The organism is Flagellimonas onchidii (assembly GCF_004804315.1).
In the GTDB taxonomy this organism is placed as follows: domain Bacteria; phylum Bacteroidota; class Bacteroidia; order Flavobacteriales; family Flavobacteriaceae; genus Flagellimonas; species Flagellimonas onchidii.
Genome location: NZ_SRXX01000012.1, coordinates 98,325 through 123,376, shown reverse-complemented (window position 1 = coordinate 123,376; position 25,052 = coordinate 98,325). Strand labels below are relative to the sequence as shown.

Below are 25,052 nucleotides of genomic sequence, written 5' to 3'. Positions count from 1 at the left end.
GCAGAACGCCCATCGTAAAGGGTGGGCTTCTCTTATTTGGTCGAAGGTGCTTGGTCGTACCTCTCTAGGAATAAGTTGAAGTACCGCCCTCACTGTTTTATACGGTAAGGGTATCTCACTAATACTAAGTTATCCAAAAATTGGTCGATGGAAGAAAATATTTATAGGGAAATTGAATCCAAAGGTCACGGCCCTAGGTATACCTATTTGATGGGTGATGAAACTTTGTTAGGCAAACTTCGTTCCGAAGTGGATAAAATACGAGAACAAAATACCTGTTCACATAGACCCTATGCTATGGATTTCTTGACTGCAACGCAAATGTACAGCCATGAAGTGGGCGATATCGATGAAAATGCTCTTGTACTTTCATATGTCCACCATAATTACCATAAAAAGAAAAATGACATGGTAAGTATGGAGGTCTGTTACCTTGAATTAAGGGAATATTTTTTGGACTTAAAAAATGAAGAACTCCCTCCATTTGATCAGTAAACACTATTGTGTTGCTAATAGACACACTTAAAACCTCTATATTTTTCTCTGGTTCCAAATAGATTGACTACATCCATTTATGTTAGAAAAAACAAGAATATCAAGATAATAATTTGTTGTATTTTCCTAATATATTAATAATGTTTTAGGTAATTCCAGCACAAATCATCTAATTAAATTTTTAATATGAAAGCAACCTTTTACGATTACGGGATAGGTCTCCATTTTATATAAACTACAGTTTAGGGCTTGAAGAAAAAAGGATGCCCATTTTATCAATCTGATAACTCCTAAATCAATCAACCTTGGAGCATCGAATGTAGGAGATTGAGCATAAAATCCTTGCATTTGAACTTTAATAAGCTCATAAACCCTAAAAAACCATCCGAATTATCGATGGCTATTTTTGTTCGATCTGAAATCAAAAAGTTTTTTTTGCCTAGGTTGTATTCGATTCCTTAATAAAGTATACCTCCGGGATTACAATCCTGACCTCCTCCTGTGTTTCCGCTTTAAGCCAATAAACGATAAAGTTCACTTTAACAATCTTCGGTTTATAGCCCCGCTCTTCCATTAACCGCATCTGCCTTATAAATTGCTGTGAAAACTTCAAAACGGATTGCCCGTTGGAATTCAAGCATCCGTCCCCATTAAAAATCAATTTATCTCCACTTGTCAATTGGGAAACCAAGTGCTGCCTGGTTATGAAGTAATCAAGCCATATATCCCTATACGTTAAGTGCATTGCCATTTCTTTTGGCGGCACATGAATGGTCCTGTCTTCCAGCCTTACCAAATTATCGGTGCTAATATGGTCAAGGTAACTTCCATTAAGATGGATGTTTAGGTTTCGTTTGGCCCTGGTCATTGCAACGTAGAGTTGGCGCTTTTTTTCTTCGGTCATTAGCTTGAAATTGTCGAGCATCAAGAATACATTGTCAAATTCCCTGCCCTTGGCCTTATGGATAGTCGAAACGAAAATAGTCTCCCCATTCTGGTTGTAGAAATCCTCCAGCTTGGATTCATTGATGAAAACCTCAAGGTCGGATTTGTACTTCTTTTTTGGGTTGGTCTCCTCAAAATCCCCTATGATGTTATTGCAGATGTCCAGTTTTGTACTGTTTCGAAATTTATCCCTGAGATTACGTTTGGCGTTTTCCCATTTATCATCCGTGATGATAAACACATCATCCCCCAAATCCAAATAGCTTAGGAAGAACCTGATTTCCACTAGATCATATAAACTGAAGCCGTCATTAGACTGAATCAATTTTGCCTGCATTCCATTTTTTAAAAGCAGTCCAGTAAGTTGCAATGCTTCGTCATTCGTTTTGGCAAGTACACAGGTGGTTCCCTTAAGTCCCGTACCACAAACATCATTTACAAGAGGGCTTATGAGGTTCTCACTTTGGTAGTGGATCACTTTTATGTTTCCATTATCTGTTTGCTTTGCAATGATCGGGGTGCTTTTCAATCGGTGACGAATCAATTTCACGAACTGGTTGGTAAAATCGACCAAGTTGTTTTTGCTTCTGAAGTTTTCGATGAGTTCATGCTTGATGGCCCTGTTTACCTGTATGAACTCTTCTAGGTATTTTGCACTCGCTCCCCTGAACTCATAGATATTCTGGTCGTCATCTCCAACCGCAATCACCCTCATATCCTCATTGCGTTCCATTAGGGTCTTTACAAGATTGAACTCGTCCTCATCCATGTCCTGAGCCTCGTCGATTACCAGAACGGTCTTTGTGATCCGACTGGGCTCTACTTCGTTGTTATTGATTTTCTCGATGGCCTTTTTCAAAATTTCGCAGGACTTTTCAAGATTCCCTATTTTTCCCAAAAGGTCAAAGCAGTAAGAATGGAAAGTCTTTATATCTATGTAATGAGTTGAACCGCCTATCAGCTTCTGTAATCTCTTTTTGAACTCTGTGGCAGCTGCCCTCGAAAAAGTGACCATGAGTAATTGTTCATGCCTTACATCTTCCATAAGGAGTAGGGATGCCAATTTATGCACCAACACCTTTGTTTTTCCACTGCCGGGGCCAGCGGCCACAACCATATATTGCGTTTCATTGTCCTTTATGATTTTCAATTGGGTCGGGGACAGCTCCCCAAAAAGTTGCCTGAACTTTCCAGGGGTCATTTTCAGCTTGAGTTCGTCAACCTTACTGCCCGGAAAATATCTTTTTAGGAAAGAGCTATAGTTCAATTGGAAATAATCCTCTACAAACTGAAGGGCGTCCCGATAATCCTCTATCATTTTCTTGGCATATTCCCCAACAATGTGGATTTGCTGTATCTTGTTTTCGTAAAACTGGTTGAGTTGTTGGTAATCATCTTTGGTATATCGCTTATAGTTGTCCTGTTCAATCCTTTCAATGGTCAGTCGGTTATAGACAACAAGAAAGCCCCCCTCAATCTTTATCGCACCAATGCGGGATAAGTAAAATAGGGCATCTTCAACCTCTTCAATGGATACTTTCTTCCCGAAGCTTGAAATGGATCTTTCAAAACCATCTTTCAATTCATGCACGGAGAACTCAACCATTATTTCTTCTTTTCCTGTCTCTACAGTGGGCAAGTTCAAATTCGTTTTTTCATAAAGAAACTCGATAAAGAACCTTGCCAATTCATGACGCTTTTCCAATTTTTCCTGTAATACTTCCTTCGAGTGGAGGGAAAACATTGTGACATGGTTCTTTGAATAGGTCAGATTTTTCCGTTTTACCCAGTTTTTAATGGCCCAAAAGTTGATAATCGTCTTAATCTTACTGGGTGAAGCATCAATACATCCATTTTCTTCAGCCTCCTCATTCATTTCTTTTATGTGGAGGATCTTTTCCTGTTCTTCAATCAAGGGAAGTAGAAACCTTTCCAATTTGTTAAACTGGTCCACTGTTCTAAGGGAGCGGTTCTTGTTTTCCCTTTTTCTTATAAAAGCGGTCAGGTCTTTTGCATCTGCCAGGATATTTTCCTCACGAAGCAGGGTGACAATGTTTATCACTTCTTCCTTGGCAATTCCCAAATGGTCACTGATGTAATCGACCCTTGACTCAGCGGTTTCCTCATTTGATTGTTTTCTGCTTTTACTTGAAAGGAGCTTTTTTATAATCCGGATACCTTTTTCCTTTTGCTTTCCTTCAAATCTGTTAGAAGCATTGATTTTATCGATAGCCTCTTGGGCGCTCTTGGAGAGGATACTATTGGCAAAGACCCTGGGCATATTCTGTCCCCGTTTCAGGTACCCTGCATTTTCCAACGCCGCTATGGCAGTCGTAACCCTTGTCTCAATTTGCAGTACATTGTCATCCCAGCCGGCTTTCCGCGCTATTTCAAGGGCAGAATTGGAGACCGTTGACCGAAATCTTGTGATTTCCTTGATGGCCTTCCAAACCTGTTGGATTTCCTTGATGGAGAGCTTGGTCTGGTTCAAAAGGACGAAGTGTTTGCCCAAGTCCTCCTCATTGAACAACACATAGCAATCCGCAACAATATTTTCGTCCCTTCCGGCCCTTCCAGCTTCTTGGATATAGTTTTCAAGGGAATCGGATATTTCATAATGGACCACCAATCCAATATCCTTTTTGTCAACTCCCATGCCGAAGGCCGATGTTGCGACCATTATTGGGACTTCCCCGGAAATGAATGCGTTTTGGTTAGTGGTTTTCTCCTGTATGTCCATTTTGCCATGGTACGGTCTTGCATTAAAACCATCTTCGGTCAAGCGTTCCGCAAGCAAATAGGCCTTTCTGGTCCTTGAAACATAGATAATGGTCGGACAATTTTTCGTCTCGATCAAATCCCTCACCGTTTGGTATTTTTCTTCCTCGTCGGCCTTTTCAAGGACCATGTACTGAAGATTGGTTCGCGATGTCCTGGAAGCGAACACTTCCAACTCAAGTGAAAGCTTTTCCCGAAAATAATCCCGGATGTCCTCGATCACTTTTTGTTTTGCGGTGGCGGTAAAACAGGAAACAGGTATGCCATCCAAAAGATTTTTCTTTTCCTGGATCATTTTGATAAAATCTCCAATGTATAGGTAATCCACCCTGAAATCCTGTCCCCAGGATGAAAAACAATGCGCTTCATCAACGACAAAACGGACTATTTTCCTTCCCAGAATTAACCGTTCTATGGTCTTTGAGCGCAAGGATTCAGGAGAAATATAAAGAATGGATGAGGAACCGTCTTCAACCCGTTCAAAGGATTTAGCCCTTTCGATAGGGTCAAGCATGCCATTTATGGTTACGGCCTCCGTAATACCGTTCTTTTCAAGGTTATCCACTTGGTCCTTCATCAGGGATTGCAAAGGGGAGATAACAATGGTCAATCCCTTGGAGTTTTCACCGCTCATCAGTGCAGGTACTTGAAAAGTAACGGATTTTCCTCCTCCAGTTGGAAAGACCGCAAGAATGGATTTATTGTTTACGGCGGCCTTTACAGCTTTTTCCTGTAATGGTTCACCGCCATAAGTTCTATAAGAACCAAAACCAAAGAACCGCTTTAGCCCCTTGTGTATATCCAATGCACTGTTACAATAAGGGCACCCAGTAATACAAGGTTTGTTCCTTAAAAGGAACATGATACGCTCAACGTCAGGATAGTTCTTCAATACCCAGGGAGGTGTAATTGACCTTACCTTTTTATGTTGGATGAATGAGTTTATCAGTGATAGGGCATAGGCCAGTTCAATAGGATGCTCCGAAACCAGTTTTTTCAAGTCCACACCCTCACAGATTTCCTTTCCAAACTTATTCTGGATCAGACCTTCTATGTTCAGATTGTCGCTCGTATAACCGATGAAATGAAAAAATGAATGGAATTCCCTATGGGGGTTCAGTAATAAAAAAAGAATTTGTTGAAAGGTCTTGTCGGTTTGCTTAAAGGCGGCGACTTCATCATGGAACAGATCTTTTGCTTTGATGGAGTCGTTCAGGGGATTGTTCAGATCCTCCGATTGTAACTTGTCATCCTTAATTAATCTATGGTATGGTTTAGTCGGAAACAGAAGAGGGGAAAGATAAAGCGTGTCAATTACATTGGATGGGTCTATTCCAGCCTCGTTCAGGGATTTGCCAATATACTTTATATCGTGATTAAAAATATTGTGCCCACATACGAACTGGGTTCCGTTGAGAAATTGTTTGAACTCAGCTATGGAAGTTTTATGGAAGGAACTGCCATCTCCCTTGACACTTCCGATGTCAAGGATCTTTTGGCTTTTCGGCTCAATTTCTGTATCAACGAATGCAATTGAATTCATAAATTAATAAACAAGAAAATAATATCTTCCTGGTATTCTTGTTTTTCCTAATAGTGCTGTAGCCTTACCCTTTCTGAAATCATATGCTTTTTAGGACAGCTCTAAATTCAACAATTTTTGATTAATAATGTTTGTTTCGGGAAAGAATTCTTCTCCGAAGTGGTTTCTGTATTCCCTCGGTGGCATGTACCTCAGTGCCGAGTGCGGGTTCTCTATATTGTAATCTTTCAACCATTTTTTGGTCTATCTTCTTATTTGGTGCAGGTCATTGAACCAATATACATCAGGTACGCCCTCACGATAATGCCTGTTCAACCGTTCCATGAATACATTTCAAGGGCTTTCCGGTTGTATGAACATGATTTCCAATCTCTTGTTTTTATGGAAGGCTTCAAAAAGACTTTTGGACGGTTTAGGTTTTATAGAAAAGTATGTCCCCATGGACTACATATTGCCGAAACTGAAATTGAATTTTCAACAAAACAAATACAAATTATAATTGTCACATGGTAATGCCATGACTTCACAAATTATCCGATAAACTCTTTGAAAAAGCGTTTTCCTGCCTAGGAAAAATTGGACAAAAAACTTTTCAAATCAGTCTAAGCAATTGCATAAAGTCAATTTCAAAAAAGGTTTCTCCAGTACCCTAAAACTGGTGTTTCCCTTTTCAAAAATAAAAGGCTTTGAAAATTAGATGTTTTAATAGGAAGCGTCAAACTTCTGATTTTCTTAACGTAATTATCGGCAAAAAACCTCTTTGGATTTTGCTTTATAATTTCTAAAAATCAAAACTTTGACTTATACATTTAAGGGGTCTGATAATAAAAAATGCCTTTATTATTTTTCGGCGCAAGCGAAAAATAGGCATGGAATAAGCAATTCTAGTTTAACCACATCAGTCTAGTGAGCTTAACTTTCCGTACACTCACGTCGCCAAATGAGTTTAAAAGAATTTCTAACTCCCTTATGGAACTTGTCAAGACCACCGGCAAGTTTTAATAAAAAATAGGGTTTCTACTTCCTTGAAAATCCAAGGATTTTTCTACGTCGCAAACACTCCCGATTTTCTCTTAAAAGTCTTGACAAAACCCACATTGTTTATTGTGCTACGCACGCAAGAATCAAACAAACACCCCCTTAAATGAAACTTGGATTACATCTAATAAAAAAGAACAAATAAGATGAAATTTTGCAAAACCCGTAAATCAGAAGCCATGCAAAAGTTAAAAGAACAGGGAACAAAAGCACATCAAATTATAATTAGTAAATCAATTTTTAAAAGCCTTTTGGATAAGGCAAAATCTAATATTAATCTTTTAAATTTTTAAGTCATGAGTACATTAAGAAACAAAGTACAGTTAATCGGAAACATTGGGAACGACCCAAAAATTATGAACCTTGAAAACGGTATCAAAGTAGCTCGTTTTTCAATGGCGACAAATGAGTATTACAGAAATGCACAGGACGAAAAGGTGCAATCTACACAATGGCATTTTGTAGTTGCATGGGACAAAAAGGCGGATATTATTGAGCAGTACACCCATAAGGGTAAAGAAATTGCCATTGAGGGCAAACTTATCTCAAGAAGCTACACTAATGAAATGGGTGTTAAATGCTACGTCACCGAAATTGTAGCAAGTGAGGTTTTATTGTTGGGTTCTAAAAGTGAAAGTACCACTATAAACGAAATTCCAGCACAGACGGAAGAGGGAAAAGAGCAGGATAATATTTTGGTGGAAACCACCACCCAAGAAAACAAAGACGAACCCAAAGGGAAAAAAAGCCACAGCGGAGAACTAGAAGTAATAGTAAAAAGGAAGGACAACGCGCAGCTTAAAACAGTGTGACTTTGAAAATAAAGAGGGCACGCCACGTTACGCCTTGCCCTCTTTTTCATTAGTCTAAATGCTAAAAATTTTTCTTAATGAAACATCAAAATAGCAAAATATCGACAAACAAAAAAACGCAGAAGCTGGGGCGACAGATAACCTCTTCATTGGATGCCTACGAAGTACTTTGGGAGGATTGGGAAACTGATGATATTGAAACTCAGGAATCATTTAAATTGGTCTTGCTCAACAATGCCAACAGGGTAAAGGAAATCATCGAAATTTCAAGAGGTGGGATTACAGGTACATTGGTAGATTTAAGGGTGTTGTTTTACAAGGTAATCAAAGCGCTATCCGTTCACGTTATCTTGGCGCATAATCATCCGTCGGGAAACCTTAACCCAAGCACCCAAGACAAACAGTTGACCCAACGAATTAAAGAAGCGGCTAAGCTGTTAGATATAGCGGTACTTGACCATATCATCATTACCCCTTTTGGAGAGTATTACAGTTTTGCAGATAACTGTATTTTATAATAAGTTTTGGTAATTGGTCGAAGTCAGGTAAAAGGGCAACTTAATAAGTTGTCCTTTTCTTTTTAATGATGTGCAACAAAAAAAGCAATGCATTGTAAATATCTCAAAATCCATCTTTCCAATTTCTTAAAATACCGTCTTTTTCATTTAACCCAATCACGTACATATAACTTGTTGTAAGTATTGTTTTTCGGGCTGCTTGCAGCTCGAAAAGGAATAGCAAGAGGGTAGCGCGCTAAAGCGACGCTACGTATTTGATTTGCTACGCAAAAGCCCATAAACACAGGTGTTTATGGAAAAAGTGAAAAATGTAAAACAAGGTTGAAATTGTGACAATTCCATTGGTAATGCCCGTAAACAGGGCTCAAAATTGTGACAAAAACCAGTTAACAAGTAAATAATGGACGGGTTCAAATCCATACGGTTTAAAAAAAGTACAGTGCTTAGATTTCGTGTCTTTTCAAAGAAAATGGCAAAATCTTATACGGACACTTTAGAATCGATTATGGACTTTTTCGAGTGGCACGGTTTCAATCCATCCCAGAAATTTACCAAAAGTATCATCCAAGAAATATTAAAAAATAGGCAGCGAACCGAAACTTCAATTAAAAGAAATGAAGCGACCATTGCCATCATTCGGGATATAGAAGTGAACCAGACAAAGCCGAATAATGCAATGTTGTTATCCCTGTTTGGAGCAAATGAAAAGGAGGAAAAACCCATAAGAAAAGAGAAAAAATTATTGGAAAACAAACCCGAACAAAATCAGGAAATCGAAATCACCGTGCCAAAGATCCGCTATGAAAGACTGGCCGAAAAGATGGAAAACATGACCAATGATTTTGATTACGTCCTCAGTAAAGTAACAGTGGCAAAAAGCAGTTTTGGCAAAGAGTATTTAAAGCTTGAAATCTCAAAAGCCGAGCTTGAAAAATTCACAAGAACACTTAAAAATTTATAAGCTATGCACATTAACATTACAGCACAAAAAATCGGAAGGGGTAATGAAACCTATAACTCAAGCGCAACCGATTTTGTCAATTATCTGGAGAAAGAAAACGAGGAAAAGCACCCAGGGCTTCAGGAGCATTTTTTTGACCAGTACAATGACAAGGTAAGCCCCGAAAAAGTCATTTCTGAAATAGATGGAAATACAAGAAAACTTCGTAGAACGGAACCTAAATTCTATTCCCTTACAGTCAGTCCAAGTGCAAAGGAATTGAAACATATAAACAACGACCCTTCACTACTTCGAAAGTATGTCCGGGAATTGATGAAAGACTATGCCGCTTCGTTCCATCGTGATAGGGAAATAACGGCCAGTGATATTAAATACTATGCCAAGATTGAACACGAACGCACCTACATGGGATTTGATAAGAAGATAGAGCAGAACGCCCCTTATAGAAAACAGATTGCAAAACTAAAGAATGACATTGCCAAAGTTGAACGGGGTGAAATTAATGGGAGCGTCAAAAAAATACAGAAACAAATTGACAATTTAATCGAGAGGGCACCACACAAGGTTAACGGAAAGCTACTTACTGAAGGAATGAAAAAGGAAGGGGCACAAACTCATGTGCATATCATCGTGAGCAAAAAAGATGTGACCAATTCACATATTCTTTCCCCTGGTGCAGTGTTCAAAGAGAACACAACGAATCTGAACGGTAAGGATGAAAAGCAGGGTTTTCATAGGAAAAAATTTTTCGATGCTGCCGAAAAAAGGTTCGATACCATTTTTGGATATGATAGAAAATTTGTCGAGAGGTTCAGCAATAGAAATCTGTTCAGACAAGACCCAAAAAAGTTTTTTGCAATGGTGGCAGGGCTGCCAACAAATGAAAAAGAAATCGCTCTTAAAATGCTCTATAAATCTGGAATCCCAACCAATAAAAAAGGGATTGCCCTTAAAGCTTTCAATAAAGCAGGGCTTAATGTTCCCAACATCCCAACCAATAAAGTACAGTTAGCGATAAAGGCTTTCAATAAGCTTAAAAAAGGATTGGGAAAAGCCGTCGAATCAGGTTCAATCGGAGTTTAAATAAACGTTAGAAATTATGATACATATATGGATTTTAAGTTTGGTTTTATTAAATGGTGTTTCCTATTTCTCAATCCGGTTTGTGAGGTATGGATTTTATATTATCCTTATAGCTATTGCAGTTACCGCAGTTGGATATTTTCCAAGAATTCCTCTTCAGGATTTTCTTCAAATTGTACTCTATGCAAAATTGCCCTTAACACTTTCCAGCCTGTTCTTTTTCGTCCATTTTTCAAAGGATGAACAGCCAAACAATGTGGATAAGAAATATAGGGTTGTTCTACCGACCAAAGGAGCAAATGTTGTTCTTGAAAATATAAGACGGGGAGTATCTGTAATCGGTTCTGCCGGAAGTGGCAAGACCGAAAGTGTTGTTTACGGTTTGTTCGAGCATTTAGGAGCAAATGGTTTTTGTGGCGTAATGCATGATTACAAAAACTTCGAGATTACCGAAATGGCGTACCCAATTTTTAAAGGGAAGGACAAGGATTTTTATATCATTTCCTTTGACCCGATATATAACAGGGTAAATCCGATTGCCCCAAAATACATTCCCGATGAGGAAAGTGTACACGAAATTTCACGGGTGCTTTTGGAGAATCTCTTGGAGCTTAAAGAAAGTGGAAGTACCGGAGCATCAAAGTTTTTCCATGATGCCGTAGAAGGGCTTATAGGTGGCATGATTTGGCGTTTGAAAGTGGATTACCCCCATTATTGCACGATTCCCCACATGATAGCTTTATACCAATATTTGACAACGGATGAACTAGTGCATTTTCTTAGTGCCGATATCACGTCTAAAATGATGGCTGATGCATTCATTGACAGTGTAGGTTCAGATAGACAGTTGGCAGGCGTAAAAAGCACATTGGCTAATGCCTTTAAGAAAATAGGCACTAAAAAAATCTTTATGGTACTATCTGCCGACGAAACTCCTTTGGACGTAAACAATCCAAAAAAACCTGCATTGATTTCCATTGTGAACAATCCGAAAAAAGAAACCTCTTTATCTCCCGTAATCGCAACCGTTATTCATTCTATTACCAAACAAATGAGCGAGCGAGGTAGTTTGCCGTCATTTTTATTAATGGAGGAAGCTTCCACTTTACGGCTTTTAAACATGCACCGAATACCCGCTACCCTACGGAGTTATGATATTACCACCATATATGTATTACAGGATAAAATTCAGAATGATTTAATGTATGGGGATAAAGCAAGTAAAGCCATTTTAAGTAACCTTTCCTATCAATTTTTCGGCAAGGCAAATGACCCCGACACCGCTAAATATTACGAAAGTTTTTTCGAGATTGTTAAGAAGCCCACTAAAAGCGTGAACAAAGGTCATAACTTGAATTTTGATACCCGAATAACACAAGGGGAAAGAGAAGTTGCCAAGACCCGTGCAAGTGCTTTTTACGGGCTTAAACAAGGTGAGTTTATAGTTTTCTATGATGGAAAGGACAAACTGGCGCAATTTAAACTACCTATCATCAAAAGGGAATTGCCCGAACCCTTAAAGATTACGGATTCAGAGTTAAAAGCCAATTTCGATAAAATACATAGAGAAGCGCAATCAATTTTTAATTCCTGAAGTATTGATGCGCTATGCAATTGTGTATTGATTTAATCAATATTTGCAGCAAGTTCCACTCGTTCAATTTTCCATTCAATTTTTTACTTGAAAACTTCAATGAAAATGAAAAACTACCTAAGAAACCAACTTTTATGGAAGCAATTAGCTTTCTTATTTCCATGAGAAACGGCTCCTAGTAACCTTACTTCAGTATTTACCATTTTGTTCCATAAGAAAATTTATAGATATTGCAAACATGCAATTGTCTGAAATGTATATAGATGAACATAAAACCCTTCGCTTTGGCGATGGCTCTTTGTTTTCTTTAAACAATGAACTCGATGAAGAATTGCACTATGGCATTGCTTCCCGATAAACTTTCCCATGACAACTTATATGATACCATAGCTTTTTTAAGAAAGGAGGATATTGTATACCGCAAGGGTCGGAAATCCCTATGAATGGAAACAGATAGGAATTAAACTAAAAAACTGCTACAATACTTTTACCATATCCATAGCAGTTTTTCCTGTGATTTAACTTTCATAATCAAATTACATATTGGCTATTGCTTCAATTTTGCATAAACCCACATTAACATGTCTTTCTTGTTCATTTTGAATTATCCGCATTACTTTGGGATTTTCTATGCACTATATTGATTTTGATTTAAGGTGTTCTGTAATTTGTTCATATCATCTCTTAGTTTTTTCTCAACAACATTCGTATAAATTTGTGTCGTAGATAGTTTTGCATGCCCAAGTAATTTGGAAACGGTGGCAATAGGTACACCATTGGAAAGTGTTACAGTAGTTGCGAACGTATGCCTTGCTATATGGCAAGTTACCTTAAAATCTATTTTACAAATAGTTGCTATCTCCTTTAGGTATTGATTCATTTTTTGATTGGAGCAAACAGGAAGAAGTCTTTCTGAATCATCAAAATTTTCATACTTCTTTAAAATGGCATTTGCTTTATCCAAAAGAGGAATCTTAACTGGTTCATCACTTTTTTCCCTATAGAGGGATAGCCATAAATTACCATCAATGCCCATTACTACATTATTTTTATTCAACAACTTGACATCGATATAGGATAGACCAGTATAACAACAGAATACGAATACGTCCCTAACTCGATTTAATTTTGGACTCTTTAGCTCTACTGTTTCAAAGTCATTCAATTGTACTTCATTTAAGAATCCATTTTTGAATTTGGTATAACTCAGTTCGTATTTTTCAAATGGGTGCTTTGAAATCCATCCAAGTTTTTCAGCATAGCTCATTAACTTATTTAGTCGTTCTATATGCTTCATTATACCGTTATTCTTCAATGGCTGCCTTGGGTTTAAATGATTCTTTGGGTCGCGAAGGAACAACTCAAAATCATCTATGAAATTATATTGAATATACTCCAATGGTAAATCTGGAGTTTTAAACCTCTTCTCAATGAAGTTCCGCAGATAGGTTTCTGTAGTGGTGTAATTCTTTAAAGTTCCCTTTGCAAGTTTGATTCTATTTTTATCATAATGATATTTGGATAATCCAAGCAAAGTTTCGTTACCATGGTCGGTTCCTTGATAACGGGCTTTGAGGGATTGGGAAGTTATATATTTACCCTCTCGTTGAAGTTCTTTATAGGATTCTTTTAAATCGACTTTGATGACATCTAGTTCGTCATTTAAAGTCCTTGCCTTTAAAGTTCTGCCAACAGCTCTATTCATTTTATTGTCCCATTCCTCAACGGGACACCATAGCTCCGTATTAAATTCTGTGCGCTGTCCGTTTACAGTAATTCTGACATAAATAGGTGCACCGTCATTTTTCACTCTGGCTTTTACCAGACGAAATAAAATTTTGAAAGTTTTTAAAGATTTCATTTGTCTTTCGTTTCAGGTTAAACATCCTAACACGAAAGTTAAATCACTAAGAAAGACTTGCTTTCTTTAAAAAGGTAAGGAATAAAATCTAAATCGAGTGTTTCCGTTCTGTTCCCGAATTGTTCCCGATTTATTTGATTTGAAAACTAACTAAATGATGACAAAAAAAATTAAATTCCTGAAAATCATTTAGTTATAAATCAATTAAAATCATTTAAAATGATTTTGTCGGGGTGGCAGGATTCGAACCTGCGACCTCCTGCTCCCAAAGCAGGCGCGATAACCGGGCTACGCTACACCCCGAGATGTGTGTTAAAAAGAAAAAGCGGAGAGACTGGGACTCGAACCCAGGCGACAGTTACCCGCCGACAGATTAGCAATCTGCTCCGTTACCACTCCGGCACCTCTCCTAACATTTTATTATGAACGTGCATTTTGAAAATGCGGATGCAAATGTACCTTTTCATCTGTAAGAACGCAACTATTTTTTCTATTTTTTTGAAACGAATTTATTCCATACCTGTTATTCAGGGTACTCCACTCGAAGATGGTAAATATTGGTCAACTTTTGCTTCAATACTTTTTTCACCTTTTCTATTTCTTTTAGGGTAATGTTGGCATTTAAAAACTGGTGTGCCTGCATTTGTCCTTTTACAATTTTTTCGACAAACTCGTCAATTATAACATATGTCGGATTCTTAAGACTTTTAGAGGCGGCCTCAACGGCATCCGACATCATCAATATTGCTGTTTCTTTTGAGAATGGAATCGGCCCGGGGTATCTAAAATTGTCCTCATTAGCTTCTCCCTCCAGTTCTTGTTGTCTTTTATAGAAATAGAAAACCAATGTGGTTCCATGGTGGGTTCGCAAAAAATCGATTATTCTGTCCGGCAAATTGTTCTTTCTGGCTATTTCAATCCCCTGTATTACATGATCAATAATAATCTTAGCACTTTCTCTGGGGGGTAAATCATCATGTGGATTTACACTGGTAATTTGATTTTCAGTAAAAAAAGTTGGATTGTTCATCTTGCCAATATCATGGTATAATGCCCCTACCCTTACCAGCATTGCGTTTGCCCCTATCTCGTTGGCGGCCGCTTCCGCCAAGTTCGCCACTTGAAGTGAATGATGAAAAGTTCCAGGTGCTTTATCTGATAATTCCTTTAGGAGTTTGGAGTTGGTATCGGATAACTCAAGTAGCGATACATCGGAGACCAATCCAAAGATTTTCTCATAAATATAAATCAAGGGTTGAGCAAAAAGAGTTAAAAGGCCATTAAGAACGAATATCCCAAAAAGCATCCATTCTATGTTATCCAAATTACCTTCGTGAATGGCATGAAACGCAAAATATCCAATGATATAAATCAATGTAATCTGCCCAACCGAAATAAAGAGGTTTGCTCTTTTGTAAAGTTCCGATGCTGTTAAAATAGTTACAATCCCTGCGATGGTCTGTAAAAAAATGTACTCAAAGCTATTGGGAACCACAAACCCTAAAATTAAAACTGTAAGAACATGTGCAAACAAGCCCAATCTGGCATCAAAAAAGTTTTTAAGCACCAAAGGAAGAATACATAACGGTACCACATATACATAATTCTCATTGTTCTTGACCATAAGCGTGGTCGCCAAGACCATTAGAACTATATTTACAAAAATGAAAGTGACCTTATTATTGTTCTCAAATATATTTTTCCTGTAGCGCTTTAAAAATAAAAACAACATTATTAATACCAACGCCACCAAAATGGTATATCCTAAAAGGATGAAGTAATAATTGTTGCCACGCCATAGTTCAGATTCAAATTCTTCTTTGAGTGAATCCAGTATTTTTAAATTTTCGGCTTCTACCACCTCTCCTTTAGCTACAATCAAGGTTCCTTCTGAAACCTCTCCCCTAGTAAAAGAAATTCTGCTCAGTTCATCCTCAAGGGCCTTTTCGGTCAGTGCATTGTCAAAAAACAAATTTGCCTGTAAAATCCCCTGAATGGTATTACCTAAAATTGCCCTTACCTGGTCATTTTCCCCAGAAATTAATTCTGATATCAATATCGTTGTCTTAGCTAGGTCATAATAGCTGGTGGACATTAACGGTTTTGCTTCATTATTTCGCACAACTAAAACAGAGCTGGGGGTTGGCAAGTCTTGAAAGATGCCCAAGTTATAAATGCTGTCCAATACCCTTATTCCAGTGTTCAGTAGCTTTTCTTTTTCAGAACTTGAAAAACTGTTGGCCGTAGAGAAACCTATGAGTTCCTTTTCAAGATCGTCTTTTATTTTTGCGGGTATCGAAGGGTCAAAAGTGTAATAATCAACTTTGTTATCGCGCAATGATTGTTGTTCACTTGCTATCTCCTCTTGAGTTTTCTTAATAGAGAAATCTATCGGTGCATATAAATTTTCATACTGCCAAGGTCTACCTTTTTGGAATTCATACTTAAACTTGCCTCCTTTTGGAAAGAAAAAGACAATCAATGCGACTGTTACAACATAGAGAAAATACTTGTAGACAAGTGATTGATGTTTGTAAACATTATCTAAAGTTTTTCCCATTCTATATGCTATTGCCTCAAAAATAGAAAATATAAATAAGAAGTGTAGTGGACATTAAACCATTAAGCGTTGCATATAATTTTAGTATTTTCGCGTCAGTAAAAATTCGCAGATGAACAAAGTTGTTATTGTTTCCGTTGCAAGAACCCCAATAGGCAGTTTTATGGGGGCCTTATCCAGTATTCCGGCGCCTAAATTAGGTGCAGTGGCCATAAAAGGAGCTTTGGACAAAGTGGGCTTAAAACCTGAGCAGGTAGAAGAAGTACTTATGGGAAATGTTGTTCAGGCAGGTACGGGTCAAGCGCCAGCGAGACAAGCGGCCATATACGCCGGAATACCCGATTCAGTGCCCTGCACTACGGTAAACAAAGTATGTGCTTCTGGAATGAAGTCTATAATGCAAGCAGCGCAGTCCATCTCATTGGGTGAAAACTCAATTGTTGTTGCTGGTGGAATGGAAAACATGAGCCTTATTCCTCATTATGCTTACATGAGAAACGGGTTGAAATTTGGACCGGCAACTTTGGTTGATGGAATGCAGAAAGACGGTTTAGTGGATGTGTATGATCAAAACGCCATGGGTGTTTGTGCAGATGCGTGTGCGGCTGAACACAATTTTACTCGTGAAGAGCAAGATGCTTTTGCAATTCAATCCTATGAAAGGTCGGCCAAGGCTTGGAAAGATGGAAAATTTGCCAGTGAAGTGGTTCCTGTGGAAGTTCCACAACGTAGAGGTGAACCTCTGATTGTAAGTGAAGATGAGGAATATAAGAATGTAAAAATGGAAAAAATTCCTGCTCTTCGTCCTGCTTTTACCAAGGATGGGACGGTAACCGCCGCAAATGCCTCAACAATTAACGATGGAGCGGCAGCAGTGGTGCTTATGAGCGAGGAAAAAGCTTCAGAACTCAATATTAAACCTTTGGCCACCGTTAAAGGGTACGCCGATGCTGCGCATGAACCCAAATGGTTTACTACTGCCCCTGCCAAGGCATTACCAAAAGCATTGGACAGAGCAGGTGTTACTATTGGTGATATAGATTTTTTTGAGTTCAACGAAGCATTTTCTGTAGTAGGACTTGCCAATATGAAACTTTTAGGATTAAAGGACTCCAACGTAAATATAAATGGTGGGGCAGTATCCCTAGGACATCCTTTGGGCTGTTCTGGAGCCCGTATCACCATTACATTACTGAGCGTGCTTGAGCAAAATAATGGAAAATTGGGTGCTGCGGCCATTTGCAATGGTGGTGGAGGTGCATCTGCAATTGTTCTTGAAAGAAACTAACACAGGCTCTGCACATGCAATATGGAGTTTGCCTTTTAAGTGTTGTTTCTATAAGAATATCTCCTGATGACACTACAGAGTTGGTATCGCAGCTCTTATATGGGGATTACTTCAAAATTCTGGAAAGCAGAAAAAAATGGAGCCGGATAAGGGTTGCTTTTGATAGCTGTGAAGGGTGGGTTCCAAATAACCAAATTGCATTAATTTCAGAAAACGATTTTGAAAGTTTAAATACATCTTCTACCAAAAAACTATCATCCGATATTGTTTCCCATATATGTACCGAAGACGGCATGTTACTTCCTATACTTCTTGGGTCATTCATCTCAATGACTAATTTAGTGGGACATACTTTTGAAGGCAATTCGACACATGGCCAAAACCCTAAATCGGATTTAGTTGATACGGCTTTATTATATTTAAAAGCGCCATATCAAAAAGGTGGGAAGACACCATTTGGAATTGATTGTTCCGGATTTACCCAGATGGTTTACAAAATCAACGGATATACTTTAAAAAGAAGTGCCGAAGCTCAATCAACTCAAGGAGAAGCGCTAAGTTTTATTGAAGAAAGCGAACCGGGAGACCTTGCCTTTTTTGATAATCATGAAGGAGTCATTGATCATGTGGGCATTATCCTAAAGGATAATTATATAATACACGTCAACGGACATGTTCGAATTGACCGTATAGATCATACCGGAATCTTTAATACGGATGAAAAGCTCTATTCCCATAAACTAAGAGTAATTAAAAAAATCGTGTAACAAAAAAGGCCCATTTTAAAATGGGCCTTTTTTGTTTTTTAAGGGAAGTCAATGTATTATTCCCCTAGAAGTTTTTTAATACGCATGAAGTTTTCAGTATCTCCCAAAGCTCCATATATATTTTTAAGCTGGGAAAGTACTCCCTGATTGTCAGGATTTGTTTTCAGTGCATCTTCCAGTACTTTGGCACCTTCACCAAACAAATTATCCTTTTGCTCTTTCAATTCGTCATATCTAGCAATATCCGCTTTTGAGCTTCCTAAGGTATTCATTTCGTCTATAAGTCCGTTACCTTCGTTAACATAGGTCGTGGAAAGGTTCAAAAGAGCATTGATATATCCAGGGTCTATGTTCAAGGTCTTTCTATAAGCATCTCTCGCTTCTTCAAGATTACCTTGTTCCATATTGATTACGCCAATGTTATAAAGTAAATCAGCGTTGTCAGGGGCCATTTCAGAAGCCGCACCCATTAATTGCTTAAACTTATCCTTATCGCCCATTGCGTAATGAAGGTTAGCCTCTCCTAAAACCAAGTTTACGTCTTGAGGGTCAACTTGTCTAGCATCAACATAAGCGGCCAAGGCTTTATCATTATCTCCAAGTTGTTGATAAATCAAAGCGATATTCTTTACAATCTCCGCTTTCTTAGATGGTGTTCTTTCTTCTTTTGGTTCTTTGTGCGTTCCAGCTTTTACGTATAAATCCCTAGTACTTTGATCCATGGTCTCAACTTCTCCAGTCTCCACATTTACTGCCGTATAGGTAACACCACTTCCATCATATCCAAGGTCTTTAAGTTCGTTGTAATACGTTAAGGCCTTTTCATAATTACTGCCATTAACGGCACTACTTGCTGCATAGTACAAATAAACAGTATCCGTTGGACTTAATTTATATCCCATATACAGTTTATCTGCAGCCTTGTCAAATTTTTTGTTATTGTTGTCTTCAACAGCAGCATTAATCAAATCTGAGGTCATTTGCGAAAGGCTTTGGGTGGCAATAGTTGTGTATTTCTCCTTTCCACTCTCTTCCTCAATAGAAACAACTTTTTTGAAGGCATCAATAGCGGGTTCAAAAGCTGTTTGATCACCTTTCTTGGCCAAATCTGAATATACGTTTCCTTTAACCGCATAATATTGAGCTTGTAATCTAGGGTCTGCCGCATCAATTAAAGAAGCTGCACTATCTATTGAAGCCTTTGCACTAGCTGCATCTCCTCCCTTAAGCGCCTTTTCAGCCGCCTTGATTTCGTTCTTTTGAGAGAATCCCATTGTAGAAATTCCAACGGCTAGTAGCATTAAAACTTTAGTTTTCATTTTAAATGTAATTATTAGTGTTTATGATTATTCCTTATTACTATCGTCCGTATTGTTATCAATTGCCGTGCCATCTTCCCCATTTACCTCAATATCAAGTATATCGGCCTCTTCAACAGCATCCTCATCCTTCATCACCTTGGCAACGGCCGCAATAGAGTCCTTATCCTTAAGATTGATAAGTCTTACACCTTGTGTTGCACGTCCCATTACACGTAAATCCTCGACACCCATTCTGATGGCGATACCTGATTTATTAATAATCATAAGATCATCGGTGTCAGAAACATTTTTGATAGCCACAAGACCTCCTGTCTTATCTGTAATGGAAATGGTTTTAACTCCCTTACCTCCTCGATTGGTCACACGATAGTCATCAATGGTTGAGCGCTTACCATAACCGTTTTCAGAAACCACCAAGATATCATCTTCAAAGTTATGGACTGAAACCATTCCGATAACCTCGTCTTTATCATCAGCTAAGGTAATTCCTCTAACACCAGAAGCATTTCTACCCATAGGTCTGGTCTTTCCTTCTTCAAATCGGATGGCCTTACCAGATTTCAACCCTAGGAAAATTTGACTTGTCCCAGTAGTGAGTTTGGCCTCGAGCAGTTCATCTTCATCCCTAATGGTAATCGCATTGATTCCGTTTTGACGCGGTCTTGAGTACTGTTCCAAGGATGTCTTCTTCACTGTACCCTTTTTTGTGGCCATAATCACGTAATGTGAATTCACATAGTCCTCATCTTTCAAGTCCTGGGTACATATGAATGCCTTCACCTTGTCCTCTTGTTCAATATTGATAAGGTTTTGGATGGCCCTTCCTTTGGAAGTACGGCTTCCTTCTGGAATTTCGTAAACACGCATCCAAAAACATTTACCTTTTTGTGTAAAGAACAACATGTATTGGTGGTTGGTTCCCACAAAAAGATGTTCTAAGAAGTCCTCATTTCGGGTCGAGGAAGCCTTTTGACCTACTCCTCCCCTGTTTTGGGTCTTGTATTCGGTCAAAGGTGTACGTTTAATGTAACCCGCATGTGAAATTGTAATAACCACCTGCTCATCCGGAATCATATCCTCAATGCTCAAATCGCCACCGGCAAAGTTGATTTCAGACCTTCTTTCATCACCATACTTATCCTTAACTTCAAGAAGCTCATCTTTGATGATTTCCATTCTACGTTCCTTCTTGGCAAGAATGTCCTTCAAATCCTCAATGGTCTTCAAAAGTTCATCATATTCTTCACGTAGTTTGTCCTGCTCCAGTCCAGTAAGCTGGCGTAAGCGCATTTCTACGATGGCCTTGGCCTGAATTTCGGTCAACTTGAAACGTTCCATCAGGTTGTTTCTAGCCTCTTCCACGTTGGATGATCCTCGAATAATTGCTATAACCTCGTCAATATTATCTGATGCTATAATAAGACCTTCCAAAATGTGCGCGCGATCTTCAGCTTTTTTAAGCTCAAACTTTGTTCTGCGCACCACTACTTCATGTCTATGCTCTACAAAATGATGAATGATTTCCTTTAGGTTAAGCAACTGCGGCCTTCCATTGACCAACGCAATGTTATTTACACTGAAAGAAGATTGAAGTGCTGTATACTTATAAAGCATATTCAACACAATGTTGGGAATGGCATCACGCTTAAGAATGTACACAATACGCATTCCTTTTCTGTCAGACTCATCCCTAATGGAAGAAATCCCTTCTATCTTTTTATCATTGATCAGATCGGCCGTCTTTTTGATCATATCGGCCTTGTTCACCTGATAAGGAATCTCCGTCACAATGATGCATTCTCGTCCTTGAACCTCTTCAAAGGTGGCCTTACCACGCATTACAACACGGCCACGACCCGTATGAAAAGCTTCCTTGACACCATCATAGCCATAAATGATTCCGCCTGTTGGGAAATCTGGAGCTTTAATATGCGTTATCAGCTCATCAATCTCAATATCATTGTTATCAATATATGCAACGGTACCATCTACTACTTCAGAAAGATTATGTGGTGGCATATTGGTAGCCATACCAACTGCAATACCAGAAGCTCCGTTCACCAACAAAGCAGGTATTCGGGTTGGGAGAACCGTAGGCTCTTTTAACGAATCGTCAAAATTTAATTGATGGTCAACTGTGTCCTTATCGATATCAGCCAACATGTCGTCGGCAATCTTGCGCATTCTTGCCTCAGTGTAACGCATTGCCGCTGGGCTATCACCATCCACAGAACCAAAGTTTCCTTGCCCATCTACCAGCATATACCGTAAGCTCCATTCTTGGGCCATACGCACCATAGCATCATATACCGATGTATCGCCGTGTGGGTGGTACTTACCCAGCACCTCCCCAACAATACGAGCCGATTTCTTATGGGCACTTGTAGACCTGACACCAAGCTCATGCATACCAAAAAGTACTCTTCGGTGAACCGGTTTTAGTCCGTCCCTGACATCTGGCAGGGCACGTGACACAATGACCGACATTGAATAATCAATGTAGGCAGATTTCATCTCATCTTCAATGTTGATAGGAATTAACTTTTCTCCTTCAGCCATGCTAAAATCCTCTTGTTTTTTGCGGTTAAAATATCACGGCAATATACGCAAAATCGCACCTTTGAAAACAATTGCCCCGCACTTTATTAAAAAAATTATCAACATCGTATTTTAACTGTAAATAGCTGATAAAACTTTGTTAAACTCTACCGAAAATGGGTTTTATTTCGACTTTTACTACAAGTTTATCGATTAAGGGTACGGTATTTGACTACGGTAATAATACTTTTATTAATTTTAATTGCTGAAAAGGTAGTATATGGACGATAATTTTTCCCCAAGAGTAAAAGACGTAATAGCCTATAGCAAGGAGGAAGCCCTCAGACTAGGGCACGACTTTATAGGAACAGAGCATTTAATGCTAGGTCTTTTACGCGATGGCAACGGTAAAGCCATCAATATCCTGGATGCCTTGGACGTAGACTTGGATCATTTGAGAAGAAAAGTCGAAATCTTAAGCCCAGCAAATCCAAATACGGGAACCATCCAAAAGGATAAAAAGAATCTACATCTGACAAGGCAGGCGGAGCGCGCGCTTAAAACCACCTTTTTGGAAGCAAAACTCTTTCAGAGCTCTTCCATTAATACCGCACATTTGCTGCTTTGCATCTTAAGAAATGAAAATGACCCCACCACCAAGCTATTGCACAAGTTAAAGGTGGATTATGATAATGTAAAAGACCAGTTCAAATCCATGATTACCAGTGATGATGATTATTTGGATTCTCCACAGGCAGAATCATCCTTTCCAAGCGATCCAGATGATACCGGTGATTCTAAGGAAAGTTCATTTGGTTCAAGTTCCTCTCAAAAAGGGAATAAAAAATCCAAAACTCCTGTCTTGGACAATTTTGGACGTGATTTGACCAGACTTGCCGAAGAGAATAAATTAGACCCGGTTGTAGGTCGTGAGAAAGAAATTGAAAGGGTTTCTCAAATCCTTAGCCGAAGAAAAAAGAACAATCCATTATTAATAGGAGAACCTGGAGTCGGTAAAAGTGCCATTGCCGAAGGTTTGGCACTTAGGATTATCAACAAAAAGGTCTCAAGGATTCTATATAACAAACGAGTAGTCACTTTGGACCTAGCTTCTTTGGTTGCAGGAACCAAATACCGTGGTCAATTCGAAGAGCGAATGAAAGCGGTAATGAACGAACTGGAGAAGAATGATGACATTATTCTCTTTATTGATGAAATTCACACCATTGTAGGTGCCGGTGGTGCCACAGGAAGTTTGGATGCCTCCAATATGTTCAAACCTGCATTAGCCAGGGGGGAAATTCAATGTATCGGAGCTACTACACTAGACGAATACCGTCAATATATTGAGAAAGATGGAGCTTTAGAACGTCGTTTCCAAAAGGTTATGGTAGAACCGACCACGGTCGAGGAAACCATTGAAATCCTTATGAATATCAAGGGCAAATATGAGGATCATCATAATGTGAATTATACTGACGATGCCATATTAGCATGTGTAAAATTGACCAACCGCTATATGACGGATAGGTTTTTGCCTGATAAGGCAATTGATGCACTTGATGAAGCAGGTTCCCGTGTACATATCGTGAACATGGATGTACCCAAACAGATTCTTGAGCTTGAAACACAGCTGGAAGAAGTTAGGGAGCTCAAGAACAGTGTAGTCAAAAAACAAAAATATGAAGAAGCCGCTAAGCTTCGTGATGATGAAAAACGTTTAGAGAAAGAGCTTGCCTCAGCGCAAGAACGTTGGGAAGAGGAAAGCAAACTACATCGAGAAACTGTCTCAGAGGATAATGTAGCAGATGTGGTTTCCATGATGAGCGGTATCCCAGTAAATAGAATCGCGCAAACCGAAAGTAACAAGCTGGCCGAACTTCCAGATTTAATAAAAGGATTTGTAATTGGACAGGACGAGGCTGTGGCCAAAGTGGCCAAAGCCATTCAACGAAACCGTGCTGGACTTAAGGATCCCAACAAACCTATTGGTTCGTTCATATTCTTGGGTCAAACAGGGGTTGGAAAAACCCAGTTGGCCAAGATTCTCGCCAAAGAACTTTTCGATTCCGAAGATGCCTTGATTCGTATCGATATGAGCGAATACATGGAAAAGTTTGCAATTTCAAGATTGGTAGGAGCACCTCCTGGATATGTCGGTTATGAAGAAGGTGGGCAGCTTACAGAAAAAGTGCGCCGTAAACCTTATTCGGTAATTCTATTGGATGAAGTTGAAAAAGCGCATCCAGATGTATTCAATATGTTGCTCCAGGTTTTGGACGATGGCTTTTTGACCGATAGTTTAGGCAGAAAAATAGACTTCAGAAATACCATCATCATTATGACCTCCAATATAGGGGCAAGACAGCTGAAGGATTTTGGACAAGGTGTTGGTTTTGGCACAGCAGCCAAAAAAGCACAAGCGGACAGTCATCAAAAAAGCGTCATCGAAAATGCATTGAAAAAAGCGTTCGCACCAGAATTCTTGAACAGGATTGATGATGTAATCGTGTTCAATCCATTGGAGCGAGAGGATATTCATAAGATTATCGATATTGAATTGAACAAGCTTTATAAGCGTATTAAGGAAATCGGATATGACCTTAAACTCTCTAACAAGGCCAAAGATTACATCGCCGATAAAGGTTTTGATAAGCAATACGGTGCAAGACCGTTAAAAAGAGCAATTCAGAAATATATCGAGGATGCCTTGGCTGAAGAAATCGTAAATTCTAAATTGAATGAAGGCGATAGCATTTTCATTGACTTAGATGCGAAAAAAGAAGAGCTAAAGATTAAAATTGAAAAACCTGAAAAGTCACCTAAAGCAGATGGTTAATGGTTCTTCACTAAACATATAAGGCCAGCGAGATGCCGGCCTTTTTTATACCCGCTGTTACCGTACACACGATATTTACGCTTTTTATCTATTATTTTTCTGCCCTTTGG

At 38.8% G+C, this 25,052-nt stretch carries 14 protein-coding genes and 2 tRNA genes; 9 read left to right on the top strand and 7 right to left on the bottom strand.

Annotated elements, in window-relative coordinates; all coding sequences use genetic code 11:
* Positions 1-147: 147 nt before the first annotated feature.
* Positions 148-495, top strand: a complete 348-nt coding sequence (locus E4661_RS13615) for a hypothetical protein (RefSeq protein ID WP_136467999.1) — start codon at positions 148-150, stop codon at positions 493-495.
* 439 nt (positions 496-934) lie between these two features.
* Here the strand turns inward: E4661_RS13615 and E4661_RS13610 are convergent, their stop codons facing one another.
* Positions 935-5,761: a RecQ family ATP-dependent DNA helicase gene (locus E4661_RS13610; protein ID WP_136467998.1), complete on the bottom strand. Its 4,827-nt coding sequence runs from the start codon at positions 5,759-5,761 to the stop codon at positions 935-937.
* Positions 5,762-7,095: 1,334 nt separating this feature from the next.
* On the opposite strand from E4661_RS13610, the gene E4661_RS13605 reads away from it, so the two are divergent.
* The 5 genes from E4661_RS13605 to E4661_RS13585 all read left to right on the top strand — a co-directional run bounded on the left by E4661_RS13605 (position 7,096) and on the right by E4661_RS13585 (position 11,767).
* Positions 7,096-7,611, top strand: coding sequence for a single-stranded DNA-binding protein (locus E4661_RS13605; RefSeq protein WP_136467997.1), 516 nt, complete (start codon positions 7,096-7,098; stop codon positions 7,609-7,611).
* A 77-nt stretch (positions 7,612-7,688) separates the two neighbouring features.
* Positions 7,689-8,129, top strand: a complete 441-nt coding sequence (locus E4661_RS13600; RefSeq protein ID WP_136467996.1) for a JAB domain-containing protein — start codon at positions 7,689-7,691, stop codon at positions 8,127-8,129.
* Positions 8,130-8,529: 400 nt separating this feature from the next.
* Entirely contained in the window at positions 8,530-9,090 is a 561-nt protein-coding gene (locus E4661_RS13595) for a BfmA/BtgA family mobilization protein (protein ID WP_313779659.1), read from the top strand.
* A 3-nt stretch (positions 9,091-9,093) separates the two neighbouring features.
* Entirely contained in the window at positions 9,094-10,173 is a 1,080-nt protein-coding gene (mobB, locus tag E4661_RS13590) for a MobB family relaxase (protein WP_136467994.1), read from the top strand.
* Positions 10,174-10,189: 16 nt separating this feature from the next.
* Entirely contained in the window at positions 10,190-11,767 is a 1,578-nt protein-coding gene (locus E4661_RS13585; protein WP_168796372.1) for a type IV secretory system conjugative DNA transfer family protein, read from the top strand.
* A gap of 628 nt (positions 11,768-12,395) precedes the next feature.
* On the opposite strand, the gene E4661_RS13580 is transcribed toward E4661_RS13585, so the two are convergent.
* From E4661_RS13580 to E4661_RS13565, 4 genes are all read right to left on the bottom strand, one after another.
* Positions 12,396-13,628 (bottom strand): site-specific integrase, encoded by a 1,233-nt coding sequence (locus E4661_RS13580; protein WP_136467993.1) that lies wholly within the window; start codon positions 13,626-13,628, stop codon positions 12,396-12,398.
* 228 nt (positions 13,629-13,856) lie between these two features.
* Positions 13,857-13,931: transfer RNA gene (locus E4661_RS13575), tRNA-Pro, on the bottom strand.
* A 23-nt stretch (positions 13,932-13,954) separates the two neighbouring features.
* A tRNA-Ser gene (locus E4661_RS13570) sits at positions 13,955-14,038 on the bottom strand.
* Positions 14,039-14,151: 113 nt separating this feature from the next.
* The gene (locus tag E4661_RS13565) at positions 14,152-16,188 is read right to left on the bottom strand and encodes an HD family phosphohydrolase (RefSeq protein ID WP_136467992.1); all 2,037 of its coding nucleotides are present in this window, start codon (positions 16,186-16,188) and stop codon (positions 14,152-14,154) included.
* Positions 16,189-16,300: 112 nt separating this feature from the next.
* On the opposite strand from E4661_RS13565, the gene E4661_RS13560 reads away from it, so the two are divergent.
* On the top strand, positions 16,301-17,476 hold the full coding sequence (locus E4661_RS13560; protein WP_136467991.1) for an acetyl-CoA C-acyltransferase: 1,176 nt from the start codon (positions 16,301-16,303) through the stop codon (positions 17,474-17,476).
* Positions 17,477-17,490: 14 nt separating this feature from the next.
* A complete protein-coding gene (locus E4661_RS13555; protein WP_136467990.1) occupies positions 17,491-18,243 on the top strand; it encodes a C40 family peptidase in 753 nt (250 codons plus the stop codon).
* Between the two features lie 56 nt (positions 18,244-18,299).
* On the opposite strand, the gene E4661_RS13550 is transcribed toward E4661_RS13555, so the two are convergent.
* A complete protein-coding gene (locus tag E4661_RS13550; RefSeq protein ID WP_136467989.1) occupies positions 18,300-19,562 on the bottom strand; it encodes a tetratricopeptide repeat protein in 1,263 nt (420 codons plus the stop codon).
* A gap of 27 nt (positions 19,563-19,589) precedes the next feature.
* Positions 19,590-22,124 carry a DNA gyrase subunit A gene (gene gyrA / locus E4661_RS13545; RefSeq protein WP_136467988.1) on the bottom strand — a complete coding sequence of 845 codons (2,535 nt, stop codon included), beginning with the start codon at positions 22,122-22,124 and terminating at the stop codon, positions 19,590-19,592.
* A gap of 259 nt (positions 22,125-22,383) precedes the next feature.
* Between gyrA and E4661_RS13540 the strand changes: the two genes are divergently transcribed.
* Complete coding sequence (locus E4661_RS13540; RefSeq protein ID WP_136467987.1) at positions 22,384-24,942, top strand: ATP-dependent Clp protease ATP-binding subunit; 2,559 nt, start codon at positions 22,384-22,386, stop codon at positions 24,940-24,942.
* Positions 24,943-25,052 lie beyond the last annotated feature (110 nt).